Origin of the sequence: Deinococcus planocerae, from assembly GCF_002869765.1 — a bacterium.
Classification (GTDB): Bacteria; Deinococcota; Deinococci; order Deinococcales; family Deinococcaceae; genus Deinococcus; species Deinococcus planocerae.
In genome coordinates, this window is the sequence record NZ_PNOR01000009.1 from 89,694 (window position 1) to 106,358 (window position 16,665).

Here is a 16,665-nt window from a genome sequence, read left to right on the forward strand (position 1 = left end):
GCCACGGTAGGCGTTCCAGATCAAAGGGGCGTAAGAACGGCACGTGAGGGGAGCTTAAGAAAGCGTTGAGGACCTGCCCTCTCTTGCACCCGTCTAACCGCGCCTGCCTACCTTCACGGCGGTTGTGTCGCCCCAACCCCACCCAGGAGCCCTCATGAAACACCTGATCCTCCTCTCCGCCCTCCTCCTTCCCTCGGCCCTCGCGGGCGGGGCGGGTGCCCAGACCGCGGGGGCCGGCGTGCCCTCCACCAACGTGAATGCGCCCGCGCCCACCACCGGGCAGCCCACCGCGCAGAACACGGGCACCGCCTCCCCGCTGCCGTACAACCGGGCCACGACCCTGCCTGCCGCCGGGACCGAGGATCTCAAGAAGAGCGTCCAGGCGCTGCAAAACACCCTGACCGAGCTTCAGGCCCTGCAACTCCAGACCAAGCAGGCGCACTGGAACGTGTCGGGCACCCTGTGGTACACCCTGCACGAGCTCCTTCAGGAGCACTACGAGGGCATCAGCAAGTACGCGGACGACGTGGCCGAGCGCCAGCTCTCGGTGGGGGCGTCCAGCGACGGGCGGGCCATCACCATCGTGGCGGCCTCGCGCCTGCCGGAAATCCAGGCGGGTTTCATGGACGACAGCCAGGTGATCCAGTTTTTCACCTACCAGTACGAGACGGTCGGGCAGCGCATTCACCAGCGCATCGGTGACGTGGAGAACGTGGATCCCACCACCGCCAACCTCTTGCAAGAGGTTGAGCACGGCATCGAGAAGTACCAGTGGCAGATGCGCGCCTTCCTCCAGAACACGCCGCGCGACCCCAACAGCGGCTTCGACCTCAACAACAACCAGCCCGTGCCCCTGCGTGGGAAATAAGGGGACGGGCACGACCCGGGGGGGGGCCCGCCCGGCCCTCCTTCCTTCCCGCGGAGCAGGAAGCCAGCGGACTGGGGAAGGTCCCTCCGGCGCGCCCCCGCTCCTTCACCCGGCGGCCCCCCTTTTCCCCCGCATCCCCTGAAGCCGGCGGAAGGAACCGCGTCCGCCTGTCCCCCTACCCTGACCTATGCCTGTCTATCTACACGCCATCGCGTCCGCCGTCCCGGAGACCGCCTACCCCCAGTCGGTCATCCGCGACGTGATCCGGTCGCAGCCCGAACTGGGCCGCCTGGGGCAGCGGCTCACCACCTCCATCTTCGGCGCCTCGGGGATCGACCAGAGGCACAGCGTCGTGCGGGACTTCCTGGGCTCGGCGGGTGACCCTCCGGGCCTCTTCTACGACCCCGGGACGGGCCGGATGCTCACACCCGGTACCGGGGCGCGCAACGACTTCTACGTGCCTCACGCCACCGAGCTGTTCGTGCGGGCGGCCAGGAGGGCGCTGGCGGCGGCCCCCCACCTGGGCGCGGCCGACGTCACCCACGTCGTCACGGTGTCCTGCACCGGGTTTTTCGCCCCGGGGCCCGACTACGCCCTGGTGCGGGCGCTGGGGCTGCCCGCCTCCGCGCACCGCTTCCACGTGGGCTTCATGGGCTGTTACGCCGCCTTCCCCGCCCTGAAGATGGCCCAGGCCTTTTGCGAGGCCGACCCGGGGGCGGTCGTGCTGGTGGTGTGTGCGGAGCTGTGCACCATCCACATGCACTCGGCCGACGACCCCGACACCTTGATCGCCAACTCGGTCTTCGCGGACGGGGCCGCCGCCGCCCTGGTTGCCGCCCGGCCGCCCGCGCCCGGCACGCCCGCGCTGCGCCTCGACCGCTTCGAGACCACCCTCACGCCCCCCGGCGTGGGTGAGGCCGACATGGCCTGGACGGTGGGCGACCAGGGCTACGACATGGTGCTCAGCACCTACGTCCCCGACATCATCGAGTCGCACATCGGGGGGGCCCTCGCGCCGCTGCTGGGGGAGTCCCGGGGGCCGGGCGACGCCGCGCACCGCGGGGTCGAGCGCTGGGCCGTCCACCCCGGCGGGAGAAGCATCCTCGACCGGGTGCAGGGCGCCCTCGCCCTGAGCGACGAGCAGATGCGCCCCTCGCGCGAGGTGTTGCGCCGCTACGGCAACATGAGCAGCGCGACCGTGCTGTTCATCCTGGAGGACCTGCTGCGGGAGGCCGGGGACGAGGAGCGGGTGTGCGCGATGGCCTTTGGCCCCGGCCTGACCGTGGAGTCGGCCCTGATGACGCGGCTGTGCGGGCTCGACTGATGAATCCCGACCTCTCCCGGCGCGCCGCACACTTGCGCGAGCGGATGGACGACCCGAACTGCGACTTGCCCGGCCTGGAGCGCACCTATGCCCAGTTCGGCACCGTGAACGCTCTCGTGGCAGGCTGGCGGCGGGTGTACCGGCACGAGCTGCGCCCGCACCTGTCCCCGGGCCGGACGCTGACCCTGCTTGACATCGGCTGCGGCGGCGGGGACGTGGCGCGGCACCTGGCCCGTTGGGCGCGGCAGGGCGGTCGGCAGCTCCGGGTCACCGCCATCGACGCCGACGAACGCGCCGTCGCCTACGCCACGGGGCTCCCCGCCGACCCGGACGTGACCTTCCGGCAGGCGCTGAGCGGCGACCTCGTGCGGGAGGGCCACGCCTTCGACTTCGTGATCTCCAACCACCTGCTGCACCACCTGACGGACGCCGAACTGAGCACCCTGCTGCGCGACAGCGAGGCGCTGGGCCGGGTGCGGGTGGTCCACAGCGACCTCGCCCGCCACCCCCTCGCGTACCGGGCCTTCAGCGCGGGGGCGCGGCTCTTTCGGGGTTCGTTCATCCGGGAGGACGGGCTGCTCTCGATCCGGCGCAGCCACACGGCGCGGGAACTCGCGGCGCTCGCGCCACCGGGCTGGCAGGTCCAGCCCCTCGTTCCCTTCCGCCTCCTGCTGACCCGGGCGGGACCGCATGCTTGACGTGCTGGTCGTGGGGGGCGGACCGGTCGGCCTGTTCCTGGGGTGCCTGCTCGCCCGGCGGGAACTGAGCGTCGCGGTGCTGGAGCGCCGCCTGGCAAGGAGCGGCCACTCGCGTGCCGTCGGCATCCATCCGCCTGCCCTGGCGGCCTTCGAGGAGGTGGGCCTGACCACCCCCCTGCTCGCCGCCGGGGTGCCCATCACGGGCGGGGTCGTGCTCGGGCGGGGCGGAGTGATCGGCGAGCTGAGCTTCCGCGCCGCCTCGCCGCGTTACCCCTTGATCCTCTCCTTGCCCCAGCGGGACACCGAGCGGGTGCTGGAGGAGCGGCTGGCCCGCCTCGCCCCGGGTGCGCTGCGGCGGGGAGTCGAGGTCGTGGGGCTGCGGGACGAGGGCGGGCACGTCTCGGTCGCCTGCCGGGAAAGCGGGCGCGGGGAGACCCTCCGCGCCCGCCTCGTCGTGGGGGCGGACGGCACCCGCAGCACGGTCCGGGGCCTCGCCGGCATCGGCTTCCCTGGTGGGACGTACCCGGACAGCTACCTGATGGGGGACTTCCCGGACACGACCGCCTTCGGGCCGCGGGCGGCGATCTCTCTCATGGAGGACGGCGTGGTGGAGTCCTTTCCCCTGCCCGGGGAACAGCGGCGCTGGGTCGTCTACACGGAGACACTGCGGGACGACGCGCGGGCGCAGGACCTCGCCGCCCTGGTGCGGGGGCGGACGGGGCTGCACCTGCCCGCCAGGGACTGCACCATGCTCAGCGCCTTCGGGGTGCGCCACCACCTGGCCGACCGGATGGTGGCAGGCCGGGTTCTGCTCGTCGGCGACGCGGCGCACGAGGTCAGCCCCATCGGCGGGCAGGGGATGAACCTCGGCTGGCTGGACGCCGCCGCGCTCGCGCCGCTGCTGGGGAAGGCCTTGGGCGGCGCTCCCGGAGCCGGCGCCGCCCTCCTGCGCTACGAGCGGGCCCGCCTGCGCTCGGCCCGGCTCGCCACCCGGCAGGCCGAGTTCAACATGGTCTTCGGCCGCCCGGCCCGGGGCCCGGCACGGCGGGTGCGGGACGCGGTGCTGCGCGGCCTCCTCTCGTCCCCCGTTCAACCCCTGCTGGCCCGCGCCTTCACCATGCGCTGGCTGTGAGACCCGCTCCGGGAGGACCGCCCTTGTCCAGAATCCTGATCGCCTCGCAGCCCATCCACGGCCACGTGCTGCCGCTCCTGCCCATCGCGGAGGAACTCGTGCGGCGCGGGCACGAGGTCCGCTGGTACACCGGGCGCAAGTACGCGGCGCGGGTGCGGGCGGTTGGTGCCGGGTTCGAGCCCTTCGTCCACGCCCGCGACTACGACGACGACGACTTCGGGGCGACCTTCCCGGGACGGGGCGAGCGGACGGGCCTGCGGCAGATTCAGTTTGACATCGAGCACGTGTTCGTCGGGCAGATCGGGGGTCAACTGCAAGACCTCCAGGCGGTGCACGGGGCCTGGCCCGCCGACGTGATCCTCGCCGAGCAGACCCTGGGCGCCGCCCTGCTGCTGGAGGAACTGGGCGGACCGCCCGTCGCCCTGCTGGGCATCCTGCCGCTGGGGATCGCCAGCCGCGACACGGCCCCCTTCGGGCTGGGGCTGGGGCCCGACACCTCACCCCTGGGGCGCTGGCGCAACCGAGTTCTGGGCTGGGCGACGGAACGGGTCATCCTGGGCAGGGCGTCGCGGGAGCTGGAGGCCCTCTGCCGCCGGGTCGGCGTGCCCCCCCGCCCCGTTTCCCCCCCGGTGGCCCCCCGGCTGATGCTGCAACCCACCGTGCCGGGCTTCGAGTACCCCCGCAGCGACCTGCCCCCGCACCTGCATTTCATCGGGCCGATCCTGCCGCCCGCCCCCGAGAACGCGCGTCTGCCCGGCTGGTGGCGCGAGGTGCTCCGCCCGCGCCCGGTGGTGCTGGTCACCCAGGGCACCCTCGCCACCCGGGCGCGCGACCTGATTCTGCCCACCCTCCAGGCGTTGGACGGGGAGGAGGTGCTGGTCGTCGCCGCCGGCGCCCGCGACCCGGGCGCGCTGGGCCAGGTGCCCCGCAACGCCCGGGTGGCGGCCTTCCTGCCGTTCGCGCCGCTGCTCCCCCACGTCGCCGTCTACGTCACCAACGGGGGGTACGGCGGCGTGCAGCAGGCCCTGACGCACGGCATTCCCGTCGTCGTGGCGGGCACCACCGAGGACAAGGCCGAGGTCGCCCGCCGGGTGGAGTACGCCGGCGTGGGCGTCAACCTGCGCACGGGCGCGCCCACCCCCGAGCGGGTGCGCGGGGCCGTGCTGGCGCTGCTGGGCGAGCACTCGGTCCGCCAGCGTGCCCGCGAGCTGGGCGCCGAGCTGAGGCGCCACGACGCGCCCCGCGAGGCCGCCGCGCTGATCGAGACCCTCGCGCGCACCGGCCGGCCCGTCCGCGCACCGGGGTCCCAGGAGTGAGCGTTCAGTGTCCCGCGGCGGCCCGCCGGGGGGGGCGCAGCCGCTCCAGCCGGGCCCGCATCGTCCGCTGGAGCATCACCGGGTAGACCTGGAAGAAGAGGTTGGCCCCCAGCAGCCAGCCCGCCGCGTTCCAGGCCCGCCGCGCCACCGCGCCCGCGACCAGCCCCGTCCCGAGGCCCGCCAGCAGCAGGTGGCTGAACTCCGCCTCCCGGGTCGCCCGCTCGTAGGCGGGCAGGGAAGCCCGGCGACCGTCAAAGCCCGTGGCCCCGCGCCGGAAGCGTTCCCAGCCCACCCGCCGCAGCAGCCGCCGGTAGCCGAGCACGCCCAGGCGGCGGTACAGGCCGGGTTCCCAGGGTCTCACCCGGTACCAGCGCTCCGGCGGGCGCACCGGGACCGCGCGCAGCACGTACAGCGCCCAGCGCATCAGGAGCACGTGCGCGGTCAGCGCGAAGGGCAGGCCCCGGAAGCCGACCACCCTCCCCGTGAGCCAGGCCGCCCCGGTCACCCCGGCCAGGCCCAGGAACACGCCCGCCCAGCCGTCCGTCCCGCTCTCCCGCCGCACGTCCCGAGCATAGCGGGGTTCAGGGACGGCGCAGCGCGCCCGAGACGGTCAGGCGGCCCGCGGCCCGGGCGGGCAACAGCCCCGCCAGCAGCCCCAGCAGCAGCGAGACCCCGACGCTCAGGACCGCCAGGCGCGGGGTGACGGCGGCCGCGTCGATCCCGGCCAGGTTCTGCGTGTAGAGATCGACGCCCCAGGCGCCGACCAGGCCCAGCAGCACCCCGGCGGCGCCGCCCAGCAGCGCGAGCAGCAGGCTCTCGGTCAGCACCAGGGCCCGCAGGAAGGCGGGACGCGCCCCGAGGGCCCGCAGGGTCCCGAACTCCCGGGTGCGCTCGACCACGTCCATGGTCACGGTGTTGAGGGCCGTCAGCCCGCCCACCAGCAGCGAGACGAGGGAGAGGCGCAGGCCCACGGCGTTACTGCTCTCCAGCAGCATGGACGCTTTTCCCCTGCTCCAGGGTGCCGTGTTCCTCCCATGCCTGAGTTCATGGCTCGTCATCCCGCATGTCCAGCAGGCCGTAAACCAGCTCGACCATGGGGGCGGCCAGGGCGTGGCCCTGCGCCGGGTATCCCGGGCCCAGCCGGGCCCGCACCGCGTGCGCCTCCTGCCTGAGACGCAGCACGCCCATCCGGGCGACCTGGGCGGGATGGCCCACCGGTCGCCGGGCGGCCAGGGCCTGCGCCGTCAGCCCCTCGTCCACCGGCGCGGGGAGGTGGACGAACACCTCCGCGCGGCCACGTTGCGCTCATGTTCCGCGCCGGGCGCGCCTCCACCGAGGCCTGGACGACGGGTCCGCTCGCGCCCCCGGTCCCCGCCCTGCTGGTTGTGCCGCTCCCCTTCGACTCCCGCTCCGTGCCCTCCGGCCAGCTCCCCCTGGCGGGGCTCCCTGCACCTTCCAATGCCAGGAAGGGAATGGGGCCCCCTGACCTTCCAGACCGCGCCCGACCACCGCTCCACCTCGGCGTGCTGCTTCTCCCGGCCGCTTCCGGACGGTCGCCTGCCCCGCCGGGCGGGGTGAGGCGGGATACTGAAGGCATGGCCCGCCGGACGCCCCCAGATCGCCCGCTGATCTTTATCTCGCATTTCAGCGCCGAACAGGAGATCGCCCTCAAGCTCCAGGAGCTGCTCGACCGGGCCTTTCTCGGCCAGGTGAACATCTTCGTGTCGTCGGACGACCGCAGCATCCGGATGGGGGCAGATTTCAACGGGACCATTCAGGACGCCCTGAGGGCCACCCGGTACGGCCTGCTGATCCTGAGCCCCGCCGCCCTGCGGCGGCCCTGGGTGAACATCGAGTTCGGCGCGCTGTGGGTTCAGAACAAGCCGGTCACCCCCATCTGCCACTCCGGCCTGAGCCCGGCCCAGCTTCCCCCACCGTATGTGAACCACAACGGCCTGAGCGCGACGGACGTCCGGGCCCTAAACAAGCTGGTGGCCAACCTCGCCCAGGAGGTGGAGATGCGGGCGCCGACCGTGGACTGGCAGCCCTTCCTCGACGTGGTCCAGGCCGCCGAGCAGGCCGCGAGGCACCGGGACCTGGACACGGTCGCGGGCGCGGTCGCCACGCTCACCCGGGCCTGCGGTCAACCGGAGTTCCCGCAGCAGTTGCGGGCAGGGGGGCACCAGTACACCCTGGGCGACCATGAACAGGGTGCCCACGCCGCCCTGGCCGTGCTGAGGGACCACGGCCTGGTCGAGCAGCGGTTTCAACACCGGACCCAGGGGCCGGCGGGGCCAGGGAAAACGTACGAGCTGTCGGGGACGGCCGCCTACGGCGAGCTGTGGCTCGATCCGGCGTTTCCCGGCCTGCTCGGCCAGGCGCTGGGACGTCCGGTCCCCACGCTCCTCGAGGTCAGCTCCGGCGACGCCGGCCAGGTGCGGGAAGACCATCACCTCGAGAGGGTCCGACCGGGCGCGCCCGCGGCGACGGCCCAACGCCCGGACGAGCCCGAGGAACTCCGGCTTCTGGAGGCGGCCGTCCGGGACGCCTGGGAAGCGCTCAGCCACTACCGCTCGGACCCGCCGGTCAACACGGCGCCGCTCCGGCGGCAGGGCCAGACCCTGCGGGAACGGCTGCACGCCGCCGAGGGGGCCCGTCCCGGGTTCACGGCGGCCATCGGCGGCAGCGCCGGGCGCGAGCAGATGTGGAGTGACCTCGCGCAGATGACCGCCGTTCAGCCCGCGGTCGAACGGCTTGGCGAGTTGGTCGAGGACCTGCGCGCCCGGCTCCGGCTCCCGCTGAATGAGGCTCGTCCTGCAGTTGTGCCCAGGGATGACCGGGGGTGACCGTGATTCTGCCCGTTCGCGGGCGTGGAATGGATGCCGCCCTGCGTTGGCTATGCGAGGACAGCCGGGCGACGCCCAGCGGCAGATTCTGGGGTGAGATCAGCAGTGATAGGGGTAACCTGAGAGTGAGAACAGCGGATTACCCTAACGACCTCAACCACGCTTTGAGCAACGTTGCGAAGCTCGGTTGCCATTCAATTCGACTCTGCAACAGTGTTTCGCAATACGGGAAGTGCGTGTTCTCCGCACAGGCGGGGCGGCCTCGAAAACGACCGTTTCCGCACCGACCTGTCAAAAGACCGTCGTGGACACCTCGCCCGCGTTTTGAGCAGGTTACCGAAATGTGAATTGTCTTACTAGGTAATTCTCTGCTCGCAGTCTCAGGTCACCCCAAGTACACGCGCATCTGGAACCGTGAGGGCCGCCGCTCGGTGCGGCTGCACCGTCAGGTGGCCGCTGAACTCCTGGGGCGCCGGCTCCTCCCCGGCGAGGTCGTCCACCACATTGACGGCGACTCCCTGAACAACGCTCCTGAAAACCTGCTGGTCCTTCCCAGCCAGCGGCACCACGCCTCGCTGGAGCAGGACCTTCGGCGGGCTAGGCGCGGCCAGCCCACCTTGTTTCCGCACCTGCTGGAAGCGGAGCGGGGCTGGTCCCGGGGCACGCTGTTCCAGCACGTCGGTTGAACAAGGGGCAACCGCAGGCCCCGCCTCGTCGCCACACCCCTACACTAAGAGGGTGACGACCGTGGCAGTCCCCAGCGTGCTCGACCAGCTCAAGGCCCTCTCCCACGAGATTCGCTTTGAGTTGGTCCGGCACCTGGCGGGCGGCGAGCGTTGCGTCTGCGACCTCGAAGCCTTGCTGGAGCTTCCCCAGTCCAAGGTCTCTTACCACCTGGGCATCCTCCGCGAAGCCGAGCTGGTTTCCTCCGAGCAGCGCGGCAAGAACACCTATTACAGCCTGCGGCAAGATCAATTCTTTCAGTTGGGTGGGAACCTGTTGGGCGAGATTTTCATGGGTCCGCTCGCCTTGACGCATCAAACGAAATCCATATGCTGAGGGTGTGACCCGCGTTCTGATCCTGTGCACCCACAACTCCGCCCGCTCCCAGATGGCCGAGGCCCTGACCCGCGCGGCGGCGCAGCGCCGCGGCCTCGACCTCGACGTGCATTCCGCCGGGACCGAGGCCACCCGGGTCAAGGACGACGCGAAGACCGTCATGGCGGAGATCGGCCTGAGCCTGGACAACCACACCAGCAAGACGCTCTGGGACGTGCCGGACCCCCAGAACTTCGACTACGTGATTACCGTCTGCGACTCGGCCGCCGAAGCCTGCCCCGCCTACCCGGGCCGGACCCACCGACTGCACTACCCCTTCACCGATCCCAGCGGCGGAAGTCTCGACCGCTGGCGCATGGTGCGTGACCAGCTCCGGGAACAGTTCGAGGCTTTCGTGCAGGCGCTGGGGGAAGGGCGGCCAGTGCCCGAAACCTACGAGGACAGCCCTGCCGTCCCCGTCGCCTGACGTGACGGCACCCCTCCCGCGTGCCCTCGCAGCGGAGGCGCTGGGCACCTTCGCGCTGGTGTTCTTCGGCCCGGGTGCGGCGGTGGTGCAAGCGCAGACCGGCGCCCTCGGACACCTGGGCGTGGCTGCCGTGTTCGGGCTGACTATTGCGGCGGTGATCGCGGCGCTCGCCCCGATCAGCGGGGCGCACATCAATCCGGCGGCCACCCTCGCCCTGACCCTGGCGGGCCGCTTCCCACCCGGACGGGTCCTGCCCTACGTCGCCGCCCAACTGCTCGGCGCTGTCGCGGCGGCGTTCCTGCTGCTGGCGCTGTTCGGCAGGGGTGGCAACCTCGGGGTCACGCTTCCGGCCGGAAGCGTGGGCCAGGCGTTCACCCTTGAAGCCGTGCTGACCTTCTTCCTGCTGCTGGTCGCGCTGCGCTCGGGGCGGCCCGGGGTGGTGGGCGGGGTCGTCGCCCTGGAGGCCGCGATGGGCGGCCCGATCACCGGGGCGAGCATGAATCCGGCCCGCAGTTTCGGCCCGGCCCTGGTGAGTGGCCTCTGGACGGCCCACTGGCTGTACTGGGTGGCCCCCCTGCTCGGCGCTGTGCTGGCGGTGGCCGTCAACGCCCTGCTGAGCCCCAACGAACCCGAGCCCGGTCTCGCTCAGGAGTTCGTACCCGAACAAGAACCTCTCTGAGAGCGGCACTTGTTGTGTCTCTCAACTGTTGTTCTTGACAACTATCTGGGGGCGAGCGTACAGTCGCCCTATGACTGTTGCCAAAAACAACAAAGTCGGGGAGGTGAGTCAGACGGGGGCGCTGCTCCGCACGGTGACGCGCCAGTTCGCCGAGTTGCAGCAACGGAACTTCGCCTGCTGCGACGTGCAATCCACGACCCAGTGCGCGATCCTCACCACCCTGGAGCGCGAGGGCGACCAGACCCTGCGGGCCTTGACAAGCTCCCTCAATCTGGACAAGGCGTGGCTCAGCCGCAGCACCGACGACCTGGTGGAACAGGGGTTGCTCGTGAAGACCCCGCACCCCGGTGACCGCCGTGCCCTGCTGCTGCGCCTCACCGATGCGGGACACCAGGCCGCGCAGGACCTCGACGCCCAGCTCAATGCCCAATCCGCCCGCGTGCTGGCCCGCCTGCCGGAAGCGGACCGGGCGGCGACGTTGCGGCTCCTCACGGGCCTGAGCGCCGCGCTTCAGGCGGAACTCGACGGGGAGGGGGGCTGCGGATGCTGACCCGGGGAGCAAGCCCCACTGATCTTCCTGCCGCCGAGGCGTTGCTCGCCGCTCTCAACCTGCCCACGGCGGGCGTCCGCGAGCACCTGGGCGGCTTCCTCCTCGCCGAGGACGGGAACGGGCACCTGCTTGGGCTCGCCGGGCTGGAGACGCACGGCCAGGTGGCGCTCCTGCGCTCCGTGGCCGTCACGCCATCGGTACAGGGGCAGGGCGTGGCCGCCCGGCTCGTCGGGGAAATGATCGACCTGGCCCGCGCCCTGGGCCTCCAGCATCTCTACCTGCTCACCACCACTGCCGAGGGCTACTTCCCGCGCTTTGGCTTTGTGGGCGTGCCACGTTCGGGCGCTCCCGCCCCCCTGCTCGCCTCGCGCGAGTTTCAGGACGCCTGCCCAGGGTCCGCCACCCTCATGCACCTGCCCCTCAGGGAGAACGCCATGACCCAGACCATCCCCGGCCTTCAGGACCAGACCTCCACCTCCGCGCTGCTCGACGCGCTGCGTACAGGGCCTCAACTTCCCCTGGAGTTCTGGCTCCACGACGAGCGGCTGGTCGGCCCCGGTTACCACGTCACCGAGGTCAAGGCCGTAACCATCGAGGCGATGGACTGCGGCGGGAGGGCAGACGCCTGGCGCGAGACGGTGATCCAGCTTAAGGACGGCAGCGCGCGGGAGGCAGGAGAGGGGTTCATGACCACCCGTAAGTTCCTGGGCATCTACGACCGGGTGGCAAAGAGCGTCCCTGTGCGCGGGGAGGCCGAGGTCCGCTTCGAGTACGGGAACAGTGCCCTTCCCGCCATGCAGTACCACGTCACCCACATTGATCCCCAAGCGGAGCGGGTCATCGTTCATCTGCGGACGCCGGGCGTGCAGTGCAAGGCTTCTGAGAGCTGTGGGCAGCCCGCCGCCACAGCGGAGCCGGTGGAGGCCTCGGCGTGCTGCGCGCCCACGAGTGGGCGCGGGTGCGGTGGCCCGGCCACGACCGACCTGATCTCCCTGGGCTGATGCTTGACCCCTCTCACGGCCAGCGTTCCCTGGTGTGGACGCTGGCCGTCCTCACGACCGTCAGCTACGGCGCCCTGTACTACGCCCAGCCCCTCCTCGCGGTCGCCGCTGAGCACGAACGCGGGTGGTCCCGCACTCAGACCGGCCTGGCCTTCACCCTCGCCCTGCTGGTCACGGCGCTGATTGCTCCGGGGGTGGGTCGCGCCCTCGACGCTCGTGGGGGCCGGGTACTGGTTGGCGGCGGCGCGGTCCTGGGCGGCCTCGCCTTCCTGCTCCTGGCGTGGACAGACCACTACCCGCTGTTCGTCCTTGGTTGGCTGCTTGCGGGCGTGGCAATGGCCCTGACCTTCTACGAGGCCGCCTTCACCGTCCTGGGGCAACAAGTGAGCGGCGCTGCCCGGATTCGGGCCACCCTGACCATCACGCTCGTCGCGGGGCTGGCGAGCACGATCTTCGTGCCGCTCACGACCGCCCTGCTGGGGGCAAGCGGCCTCTCTGGGGCGCTCATCGGTCTCGCGGCGCTGCTGCTGGTGGCGGGCCTGCTGAGTTGGCGGGTCCTGCCTCCCACGGGACAGGCGGCGCCGGGCGCCGCCCGTCCCGCCTTTCTCCCGGACGCCTCCTTCCGGCGGCTGACCCTGGCCTTCACGCTGGCGCGGATCGTGACGGTGGGCGTGGGCCTGCAACTCGCGCCGCTGCTGCTCGCCGCCGGGTACACCCCTGGCCTCGCAGCGGCGCTCACCGGCCTGCTGGGGCTGGCCGCCCTGCCGGGCCGGGTCCTGTTCGTGCCGCTGCTCTCCCGGCTGGGGGCCTTGCCGCTGACCCTACTGCTCTTCGCGGGGCTGGGGCTGGGAGCGCTACTGCTGCACTTCCCGGCGTCCCTCGCGCTCGCCGGGGTGGGCATCGTGACCTTCGGGCTGGCGAGCGGGGCCCTGACTCTGGCACGTGCCGAGGTGCTGGCGCGGCAGTACCCTGCCGAGGTCTTCGGGGCAGCAAACGGGCGGATGGCACGGCCGGTGAACCTGGCGCAGGCGGGCACGCCGCTCCTGGTGGGGTGGCTCTACACCGTTTCGAGCGGGTACGGGTGGTCCCTGACGCTGCTCGGCGTGCTCGCGGCCCTGGCGGTCTGGGTGCTCTGGGGAAACACGGTTCCGGCGGATGTGGCGTCCAGGACTTGAGCGGCGAAAGGTGACGCATCTCCTGTGCGTGGCGTGCATACCGGGCTATCTTTAAAGAATCAAGGCGGCCGAAAGCCGCCTTCTTCCTTTGCGTCCACTGAGCTGCACTCCTCCCCCTGGCGCGACGTGTCGCCAGGTTGGGCTAACTCTGACGTGGGCCTGTGGTTGCTGTAGATGGCTCTCCCGCCCTGCGCTGGGTGATGGGCCTGGCCTTCCTGGTGGTGGCCCCGTGGCGGGCGTGGGGCTGACCCTTAGCCTACCGGCACGACCTCGAACGTTCCAACGGGCACACCGGGGGGCAGTTTGTCCTTGCGGGGCGTCCGGCGTGGGTGGACCGCCTGCACGTCGCTGAGCAGGCCTCGCACGACCACCACCCCGACTCGGCCTCACCACTCACCGTGCTCGCGTGCAGGCGGTAGGCGTCCCCGGTGCGGCGCCTGACCGTGAAGCGACGGCCGCGGCGGGCTTCCAAATGCAGCACAGGGGAGATTGGCCTCCCCGGGAGGTGCTGCACCCCTTTCACCTCGACCACCCGGAGGTCGAGCGCCTGGAGCCGGGCGATCAGCTCGGCATAGTGGACCGTGAGCTGGGCTTGCAGGGCGGGCCAGTCGGCCGCCGAAGCGCCACCCTCCAGCCCGAAGGCGTGCTCGCGGACGCGGTGGCTCTCCCACGCTTGGTTGACGTGCAGGGCGCAGTGGTCGCAGACCTCATCGAAAAACGAGGGCATCCGGCGCTCGGGCGCGCGCAGCAGTTGGGCATCTCGGTATGCCTGCTCGATCTCGCGGGCCTGCCGCACCCACCGCTCAAAGAGCCGCTCGTCCTCGACGACCGCCAGGAGCCGTTCAAACCGCCACTCTCCGGGCTCGGGCGTCTCACTGCCCTCCACCCGCCACACCACGTACCCGCGCAACCGGGCCTGCACCGCCGCGAGCAGGGGCGTGGGGTCAGGAAGGGGAGAGGAGGCGACCATCCTCTTCAGCATAGGGATCGTCCCTATCGTGGAAGACAGTCCGTTCTCCACGCCCCAAGCTTCGTCGCCGAGTCCTTAATAGGGACGCGGCCACCGTTCCCGGACCGCACGCTCACAGGCATCGTAGATGGTGCGCGCGTCGTCCGCGCTCACCTGGATGCCCGACGTCGTATAGCCGACGGTCACCCGCTGGGTGCAGGCCCGCAGTTCAGCCGCGAAGGTGGAGGACGCTGGGGCCGTCTCAGCGCCCGCTCTCCAGGCCCCCCACAGCAGGCCGCTCCCCAGCAGGGCCAGCAGCAGGAGTTCAGTCCACAGGTGCCAGGCATTCCCCCTCTCCCGGGTGGCCCACCTCGTCTTCAACGGCGAAAACATGGCTCAGGGTAGATCGTTCGTTCTCACCTTCCTGTTACACGGGCGTCCACTCCAGGGTGAGCACGCGCCAGGTAGAGAGCTGTTGTTGAACTTTGGCGCCGCTCGCCGCTCATCCTCCAGGGCCGTGTCACGGCGCTCGAGGTGTGGGGTGAATCTCAGGTACCGGTCCACCGCAGGGTCATCGCCGGGCAGGCAGGTGGGGTCGCATCCCCACCCTCCTCCCCGGCGCCCCTCGTCTGGAGCCGCCATCATTCGTGCCCAGACGGGTTACGGCAAGCCCAGGATCGTCAAGCTCGCCCCAGGTTGCAGACCCACCCCCAGGAGCAGGGCTTTCCCGTCGGGGCGGAAGGTCAAGGCCACGTTCTCCAGTTCCAGCGCGACCGGCGGCACCGGGAAGAGGGTCTGCTTCCCCGTCGCCACGTTCCCGATCACCAGCCCTGATCGGCCCTCTTCGAGGTACGCCACCTGCCCCCCGTCCGGCGAGAGGGCCAGCGAGCGCACCCGTCCCTCGGTCGGCCAGCTCCGCACCTTCTGCCCCGTCCCGGGGTCGTACACCTCCACGGCCAGCGGCGTGACCCGGTAGGCCGCCCCCGACCCGGCGATGGACTGCGCCGAGACGGCGAGGGTATGACAGTCGGCCGTGGCGACCGCCAGGCTGTGGCCCTCGGGCAGGGTCAGGCCGAACTGCACCTGCTCCAGCCCCTTCAGGCTCCACAGGGAAGCTCGGACCCCGGCCCCACGGTTCCCTAAAACCGGCGTCCGCTCGCACACGGCATCTCCAGCGGGCGTCACCCCGGCTGCCTCGCTCCCCGACCTTCGGTAGTTCCGCCCCGGCTGGCTCCCCAGGAACACTTCGCCCCGGCGAGCCAGCACCCTCGCCAGGGGCACCACGCGCCCGCCCAGCACCAGTTCCCGGTCCCCGGGTGTGAAGCCCGCAATGGTGTTCACGCCGACGACCGTCGGGCCGACGGACTTCCCGGTGAGAACGTCCCAGAACCGGACCGAACTGCTGTTGCCGTCCCCGCTCACGAGGAGCGTCCCGGCACGGTTGAAGCGAAGGCTCGCCACCAAGCGGGGATGCGCCGCCGCACTCCAGCGCACCCGGCCCGTCCTGGCGTCAATCAGGTGAACCTGCCCGTCCCCACCCGCAACGGCCAGCAGTTTGCCGTCCGCGGTGTAGGTCGCCACGGTCAGGTTCGCCTGTGGCAGAGGGTAGGCCGCCACCTGCTTCCCGGCTGGAGTGAACGTCAGGGCACCGAGGCTGCTGGCGCTGACAACGTTCCCCCCGAGCCAGGCCACATCCCGCACGCCGATGTACGTGTTGAGCTTCTGCGGCGGGGGCAGGCGCTTCCAAGCCCCGAGGTCCCAGATTCGCGGGCTGCTGCTCCCATTCGCCAGAAGGAAGCGGCCATCCGCGCTGAAGGCCAGTCGTTCGGTCCAGTCCGGGTAGGAGGGCAGGGAGCGGCCCTGTCCGTTACCGAGGTCGTACACCGTGACCGACTGGTTGTACGCCTTGGCGAAGCTCATCCCCCAGCCCACCGCCAGCCGCCTCCCCGACGGGTCGAACGTGAGGGCGCTCGCGGCCCCTGGAGTGACGGGATCGCCCATGAACTGGACGTCCTCCCCCGGCACGCGGGTCAGGGTGGGCAGGGCCTCCAGCGAAGGCAGGGCGTAGCGCAGCACTTTCTCGCCCTGCGAGGCCGCGAGTTGCCGCCCGTCGGGACTTAGGGCGATGGCCGAGAACACAGGGAAGGTGGTCGAGGGCGGCGCCGTCAGCTTCCGCCATGCCCCCGGCTGACCGAGCAGCACCTCGCCCCCGCAACGAATGGCGAAGGTCCCGGCGGCGTAGGTGAGTTGCGGCCATGTGGGCGTCTTCTCCGGGAAAGCGCAGAGATCACGCGCCAGCACCGTGACCTGCTGGTCCCGCACCCGCACCAGGGTCCCGCCCCGGTCCAGCGCGAGGAAGTCGGCGCCCGCCGGGACCAGGCTGGTCAGGCTGCGGCCTGTGGGGGACAGCAGGGCGAGGCGCTGGCCGTCCGGACTGAACAGGCCGAGCCGGTCGGCGGAGACGGCAGCGACGGTCCGGGCATCCCCGCTCACGGCCACGAGTTCGGCAGGGCCACCGGGGACGCTGCCCCGGGCCTGAACCTGGACGGCGCCCGCACTTCCGCCAGCAAGCAGCGTCACGGAGAACAGGAGGCGTTTCAGA

At 71.4% G+C, this 16,665-nt stretch carries 19 protein-coding genes; 13 read left to right on the plus strand and 6 right to left on the minus strand.

What is annotated here, in order from left to right; translation table 11 throughout:
* Positions 1 to 154 precede the first annotated feature (154 nt).
* From A7B18_RS07095 to A7B18_RS07115, 5 genes are all read left to right on the plus strand, one after another.
* Positions 155 to 868, plus strand: coding sequence for a Dps family protein (locus A7B18_RS07095; protein WP_102125986.1), 714 nt, complete (start codon positions 155 to 157; stop codon positions 866 to 868).
* Between the two features lie 187 nt (positions 869 to 1,055).
* Positions 1,056 to 2,192 carry a type III polyketide synthase gene (locus A7B18_RS07100; protein WP_102125987.1) on the plus strand — a complete coding sequence of 379 codons (1,137 nt, stop codon included), beginning with the start codon at positions 1,056 to 1,058 and terminating at the stop codon, positions 2,190 to 2,192.
* Positions 2,192 to 2,890 carry a class I SAM-dependent methyltransferase gene (locus A7B18_RS07105; protein ID WP_102125988.1) on the plus strand — a complete coding sequence of 233 codons (699 nt, stop codon included), beginning with the start codon at positions 2,192 to 2,194 and terminating at the stop codon, positions 2,888 to 2,890. Before A7B18_RS07100 ends, A7B18_RS07105 begins: the two co-directional genes overlap by 1 nt.
* Positions 2,883 to 4,022, plus strand: a complete 1,140-nt coding sequence (locus A7B18_RS07110; RefSeq protein WP_102125989.1) for an FAD-dependent oxidoreductase — start codon at positions 2,883 to 2,885, stop codon at positions 4,020 to 4,022. The genes A7B18_RS07105 and A7B18_RS07110 overlap by 8 nt, the downstream gene beginning before the upstream one ends.
* 23 nt (positions 4,023 to 4,045) lie before the next feature.
* On the plus strand, positions 4,046 to 5,338 hold the full coding sequence (locus tag A7B18_RS07115) for a glycosyltransferase (RefSeq protein ID WP_245872778.1): 1,293 nt from the start codon (positions 4,046 to 4,048) through the stop codon (positions 5,336 to 5,338).
* 4 nt (positions 5,339 to 5,342) lie between these two features.
* On the opposite strand, the gene A7B18_RS07120 is transcribed toward A7B18_RS07115, so the two are convergent.
* The 3 genes from A7B18_RS07120 to A7B18_RS07130 are packed head-to-tail and all read right to left on the minus strand — an operon-like array spanning position 5,343 to position 6,622.
* On the minus strand, positions 5,343 to 5,900 hold the full coding sequence (locus tag A7B18_RS07120) for a glycosyl-4,4'-diaponeurosporenoate acyltransferase CrtO family protein (RefSeq protein ID WP_102125990.1): 558 nt from the start codon (positions 5,898 to 5,900) through the stop codon (positions 5,343 to 5,345).
* Positions 5,901 to 5,919: 19 nt separating this feature from the next.
* The gene (locus tag A7B18_RS07125; RefSeq protein ID WP_342747152.1) at positions 5,920 to 6,333 is read right to left on the minus strand and encodes an FtsX-like permease family protein; all 414 of its coding nucleotides are present in this window, start codon (positions 6,331 to 6,333) and stop codon (positions 5,920 to 5,922) included.
* A 49-nt stretch (positions 6,334 to 6,382) separates the two neighbouring features.
* The gene (locus tag A7B18_RS07130; RefSeq protein WP_102125992.1) at positions 6,383 to 6,622 is read right to left on the minus strand and encodes a hypothetical protein; all 240 of its coding nucleotides are present in this window, start codon (positions 6,620 to 6,622) and stop codon (positions 6,383 to 6,385) included.
* Positions 6,623 to 6,933: 311 nt separating this feature from the next.
* On the opposite strand from A7B18_RS07130, the gene A7B18_RS07135 reads away from it, so the two are divergent.
* The 8 genes from A7B18_RS07135 (at position 6,934) to A7B18_RS07170 (ending at position 13,114) form a co-directional block, all read left to right on the plus strand.
* Positions 6,934 to 8,184 carry a toll/interleukin-1 receptor domain-containing protein gene (locus A7B18_RS07135; protein ID WP_180970055.1) on the plus strand — a complete coding sequence of 417 codons (1,251 nt, stop codon included), beginning with the start codon at positions 6,934 to 6,936 and terminating at the stop codon, positions 8,182 to 8,184.
* A 431-nt stretch (positions 8,185 to 8,615) separates the two neighbouring features.
* Positions 8,616 to 8,870: an HNH endonuclease gene (locus tag A7B18_RS07140; protein WP_245872779.1), complete on the plus strand. Its 255-nt coding sequence runs from the start codon at positions 8,616 to 8,618 to the stop codon at positions 8,868 to 8,870.
* 52 nt (positions 8,871 to 8,922) lie between these two features.
* A complete protein-coding gene (locus tag A7B18_RS07145; RefSeq protein ID WP_180970056.1) occupies positions 8,923 to 9,243 on the plus strand; it encodes an ArsR/SmtB family transcription factor in 321 nt (106 codons plus the stop codon).
* A gap of 4 nt (positions 9,244 to 9,247) precedes the next feature.
* Positions 9,248 to 9,709, plus strand: coding sequence for an arsenate reductase ArsC (locus tag A7B18_RS07150; protein WP_102125995.1), 462 nt, complete (start codon positions 9,248 to 9,250; stop codon positions 9,707 to 9,709).
* A 1-nt stretch (position 9,710) separates the two neighbouring features.
* Positions 9,711 to 10,388, plus strand: a complete 678-nt coding sequence (locus A7B18_RS07155) for an MIP/aquaporin family protein (protein WP_102125996.1) — start codon at positions 9,711 to 9,713, stop codon at positions 10,386 to 10,388.
* Between the two features lie 70 nt (positions 10,389 to 10,458).
* Entirely contained in the window at positions 10,459 to 10,938 is a 480-nt protein-coding gene (locus tag A7B18_RS07160) for a MarR family winged helix-turn-helix transcriptional regulator (RefSeq protein WP_102125997.1), read from the plus strand.
* Positions 10,932 to 11,939: an arsenic resistance N-acetyltransferase ArsN2 gene (gene arsN2, locus A7B18_RS07165; protein WP_102125998.1), complete on the plus strand. Its 1,008-nt coding sequence runs from the start codon at positions 10,932 to 10,934 to the stop codon at positions 11,937 to 11,939. Before A7B18_RS07160 ends, arsN2 begins: the two co-directional genes overlap by 7 nt.
* On the plus strand, positions 11,939 to 13,114 hold the full coding sequence (locus A7B18_RS07170) for an MFS transporter (RefSeq protein WP_102125999.1): 1,176 nt from the start codon (positions 11,939 to 11,941) through the stop codon (positions 13,112 to 13,114). Before arsN2 ends, A7B18_RS07170 begins: the two co-directional genes overlap by 1 nt.
* A gap of 256 nt (positions 13,115 to 13,370) precedes the next feature.
* Here A7B18_RS07170 and A7B18_RS07175 read toward each other — a convergent pair whose 3' ends face one another.
* The 3 genes from A7B18_RS07175 to A7B18_RS07185 all read right to left on the minus strand — a co-directional run bounded on the left by A7B18_RS07175 (position 13,371) and on the right by A7B18_RS07185 (position 16,643).
* Positions 13,371 to 14,084 (minus strand): hypothetical protein, encoded by a 714-nt coding sequence (locus A7B18_RS07175; RefSeq protein ID WP_146009480.1) that lies wholly within the window; start codon positions 14,082 to 14,084, stop codon positions 13,371 to 13,373.
* Between the two features lie 75 nt (positions 14,085 to 14,159).
* On the minus strand, positions 14,160 to 14,456 hold the full coding sequence (locus A7B18_RS07180; RefSeq protein ID WP_102126001.1) for a hypothetical protein: 297 nt from the start codon (positions 14,454 to 14,456) through the stop codon (positions 14,160 to 14,162).
* 267 nt (positions 14,457 to 14,723) lie between these two features.
* A complete protein-coding gene (locus A7B18_RS07185; RefSeq protein WP_180970057.1) occupies positions 14,724 to 16,643 on the minus strand; it encodes a WD40 repeat domain-containing protein in 1,920 nt (639 codons plus the stop codon).
* Positions 16,644 to 16,665: the final 22 nt, after the last annotated feature.

What these genes read in the sequence shown, in the direction of transcription:
- A7B18_RS07125 (WP_342747152.1), bottom strand. Translation starts at nt 6,333, where the DNA reads ATGCTGCTGGAGAGCAGTAACGCCGTGGGCCTGCGCCTCTCCCTCGTC.
- A7B18_RS07095 (WP_102125986.1), top strand. Translation starts at nt 155, where the DNA reads ATGAAACACCTGATCCTCCTCTCCGCCCTCCTCCTTCCCTCGGCCCTC.
- arsN2 (WP_102125998.1), top strand. Translation starts at nt 10,932, where the DNA reads ATGCTGACCCGGGGAGCAAGCCCCACTGATCTTCCTGCCGCCGAGGCG.
- A7B18_RS07160 (WP_102125997.1), top strand. Translation starts at nt 10,459, where the DNA reads ATGACTGTTGCCAAAAACAACAAAGTCGGGGAGGTGAGTCAGACGGGG.
- A7B18_RS07180 (WP_102126001.1), bottom strand. Translation starts at nt 14,456, where the DNA reads ATGTTTTCGCCGTTGAAGACGAGGTGGGCCACCCGGGAGAGGGGGAAT.
- A7B18_RS07175 (WP_146009480.1), bottom strand. Translation starts at nt 14,084, where the DNA reads ATGGTCGCCTCCTCTCCCCTTCCTGACCCCACGCCCCTGCTCGCGGCG.
- A7B18_RS07100 (WP_102125987.1), top strand. Translation starts at nt 1,056, where the DNA reads ATGCCTGTCTATCTACACGCCATCGCGTCCGCCGTCCCGGAGACCGCC.
- A7B18_RS07105 (WP_102125988.1), top strand. Translation starts at nt 2,192, where the DNA reads ATGAATCCCGACCTCTCCCGGCGCGCCGCACACTTGCGCGAGCGGATG.
- A7B18_RS07170 (WP_102125999.1), top strand. Translation starts at nt 11,939, where the DNA reads ATGCTTGACCCCTCTCACGGCCAGCGTTCCCTGGTGTGGACGCTGGCC.
- A7B18_RS07135 (WP_180970055.1), top strand. Translation starts at nt 6,934, where the DNA reads ATGGCCCGCCGGACGCCCCCAGATCGCCCGCTGATCTTTATCTCGCAT.
- A7B18_RS07110 (WP_102125989.1), top strand. Translation starts at nt 2,883, where the DNA reads ATGCTTGACGTGCTGGTCGTGGGGGGCGGACCGGTCGGCCTGTTCCTG.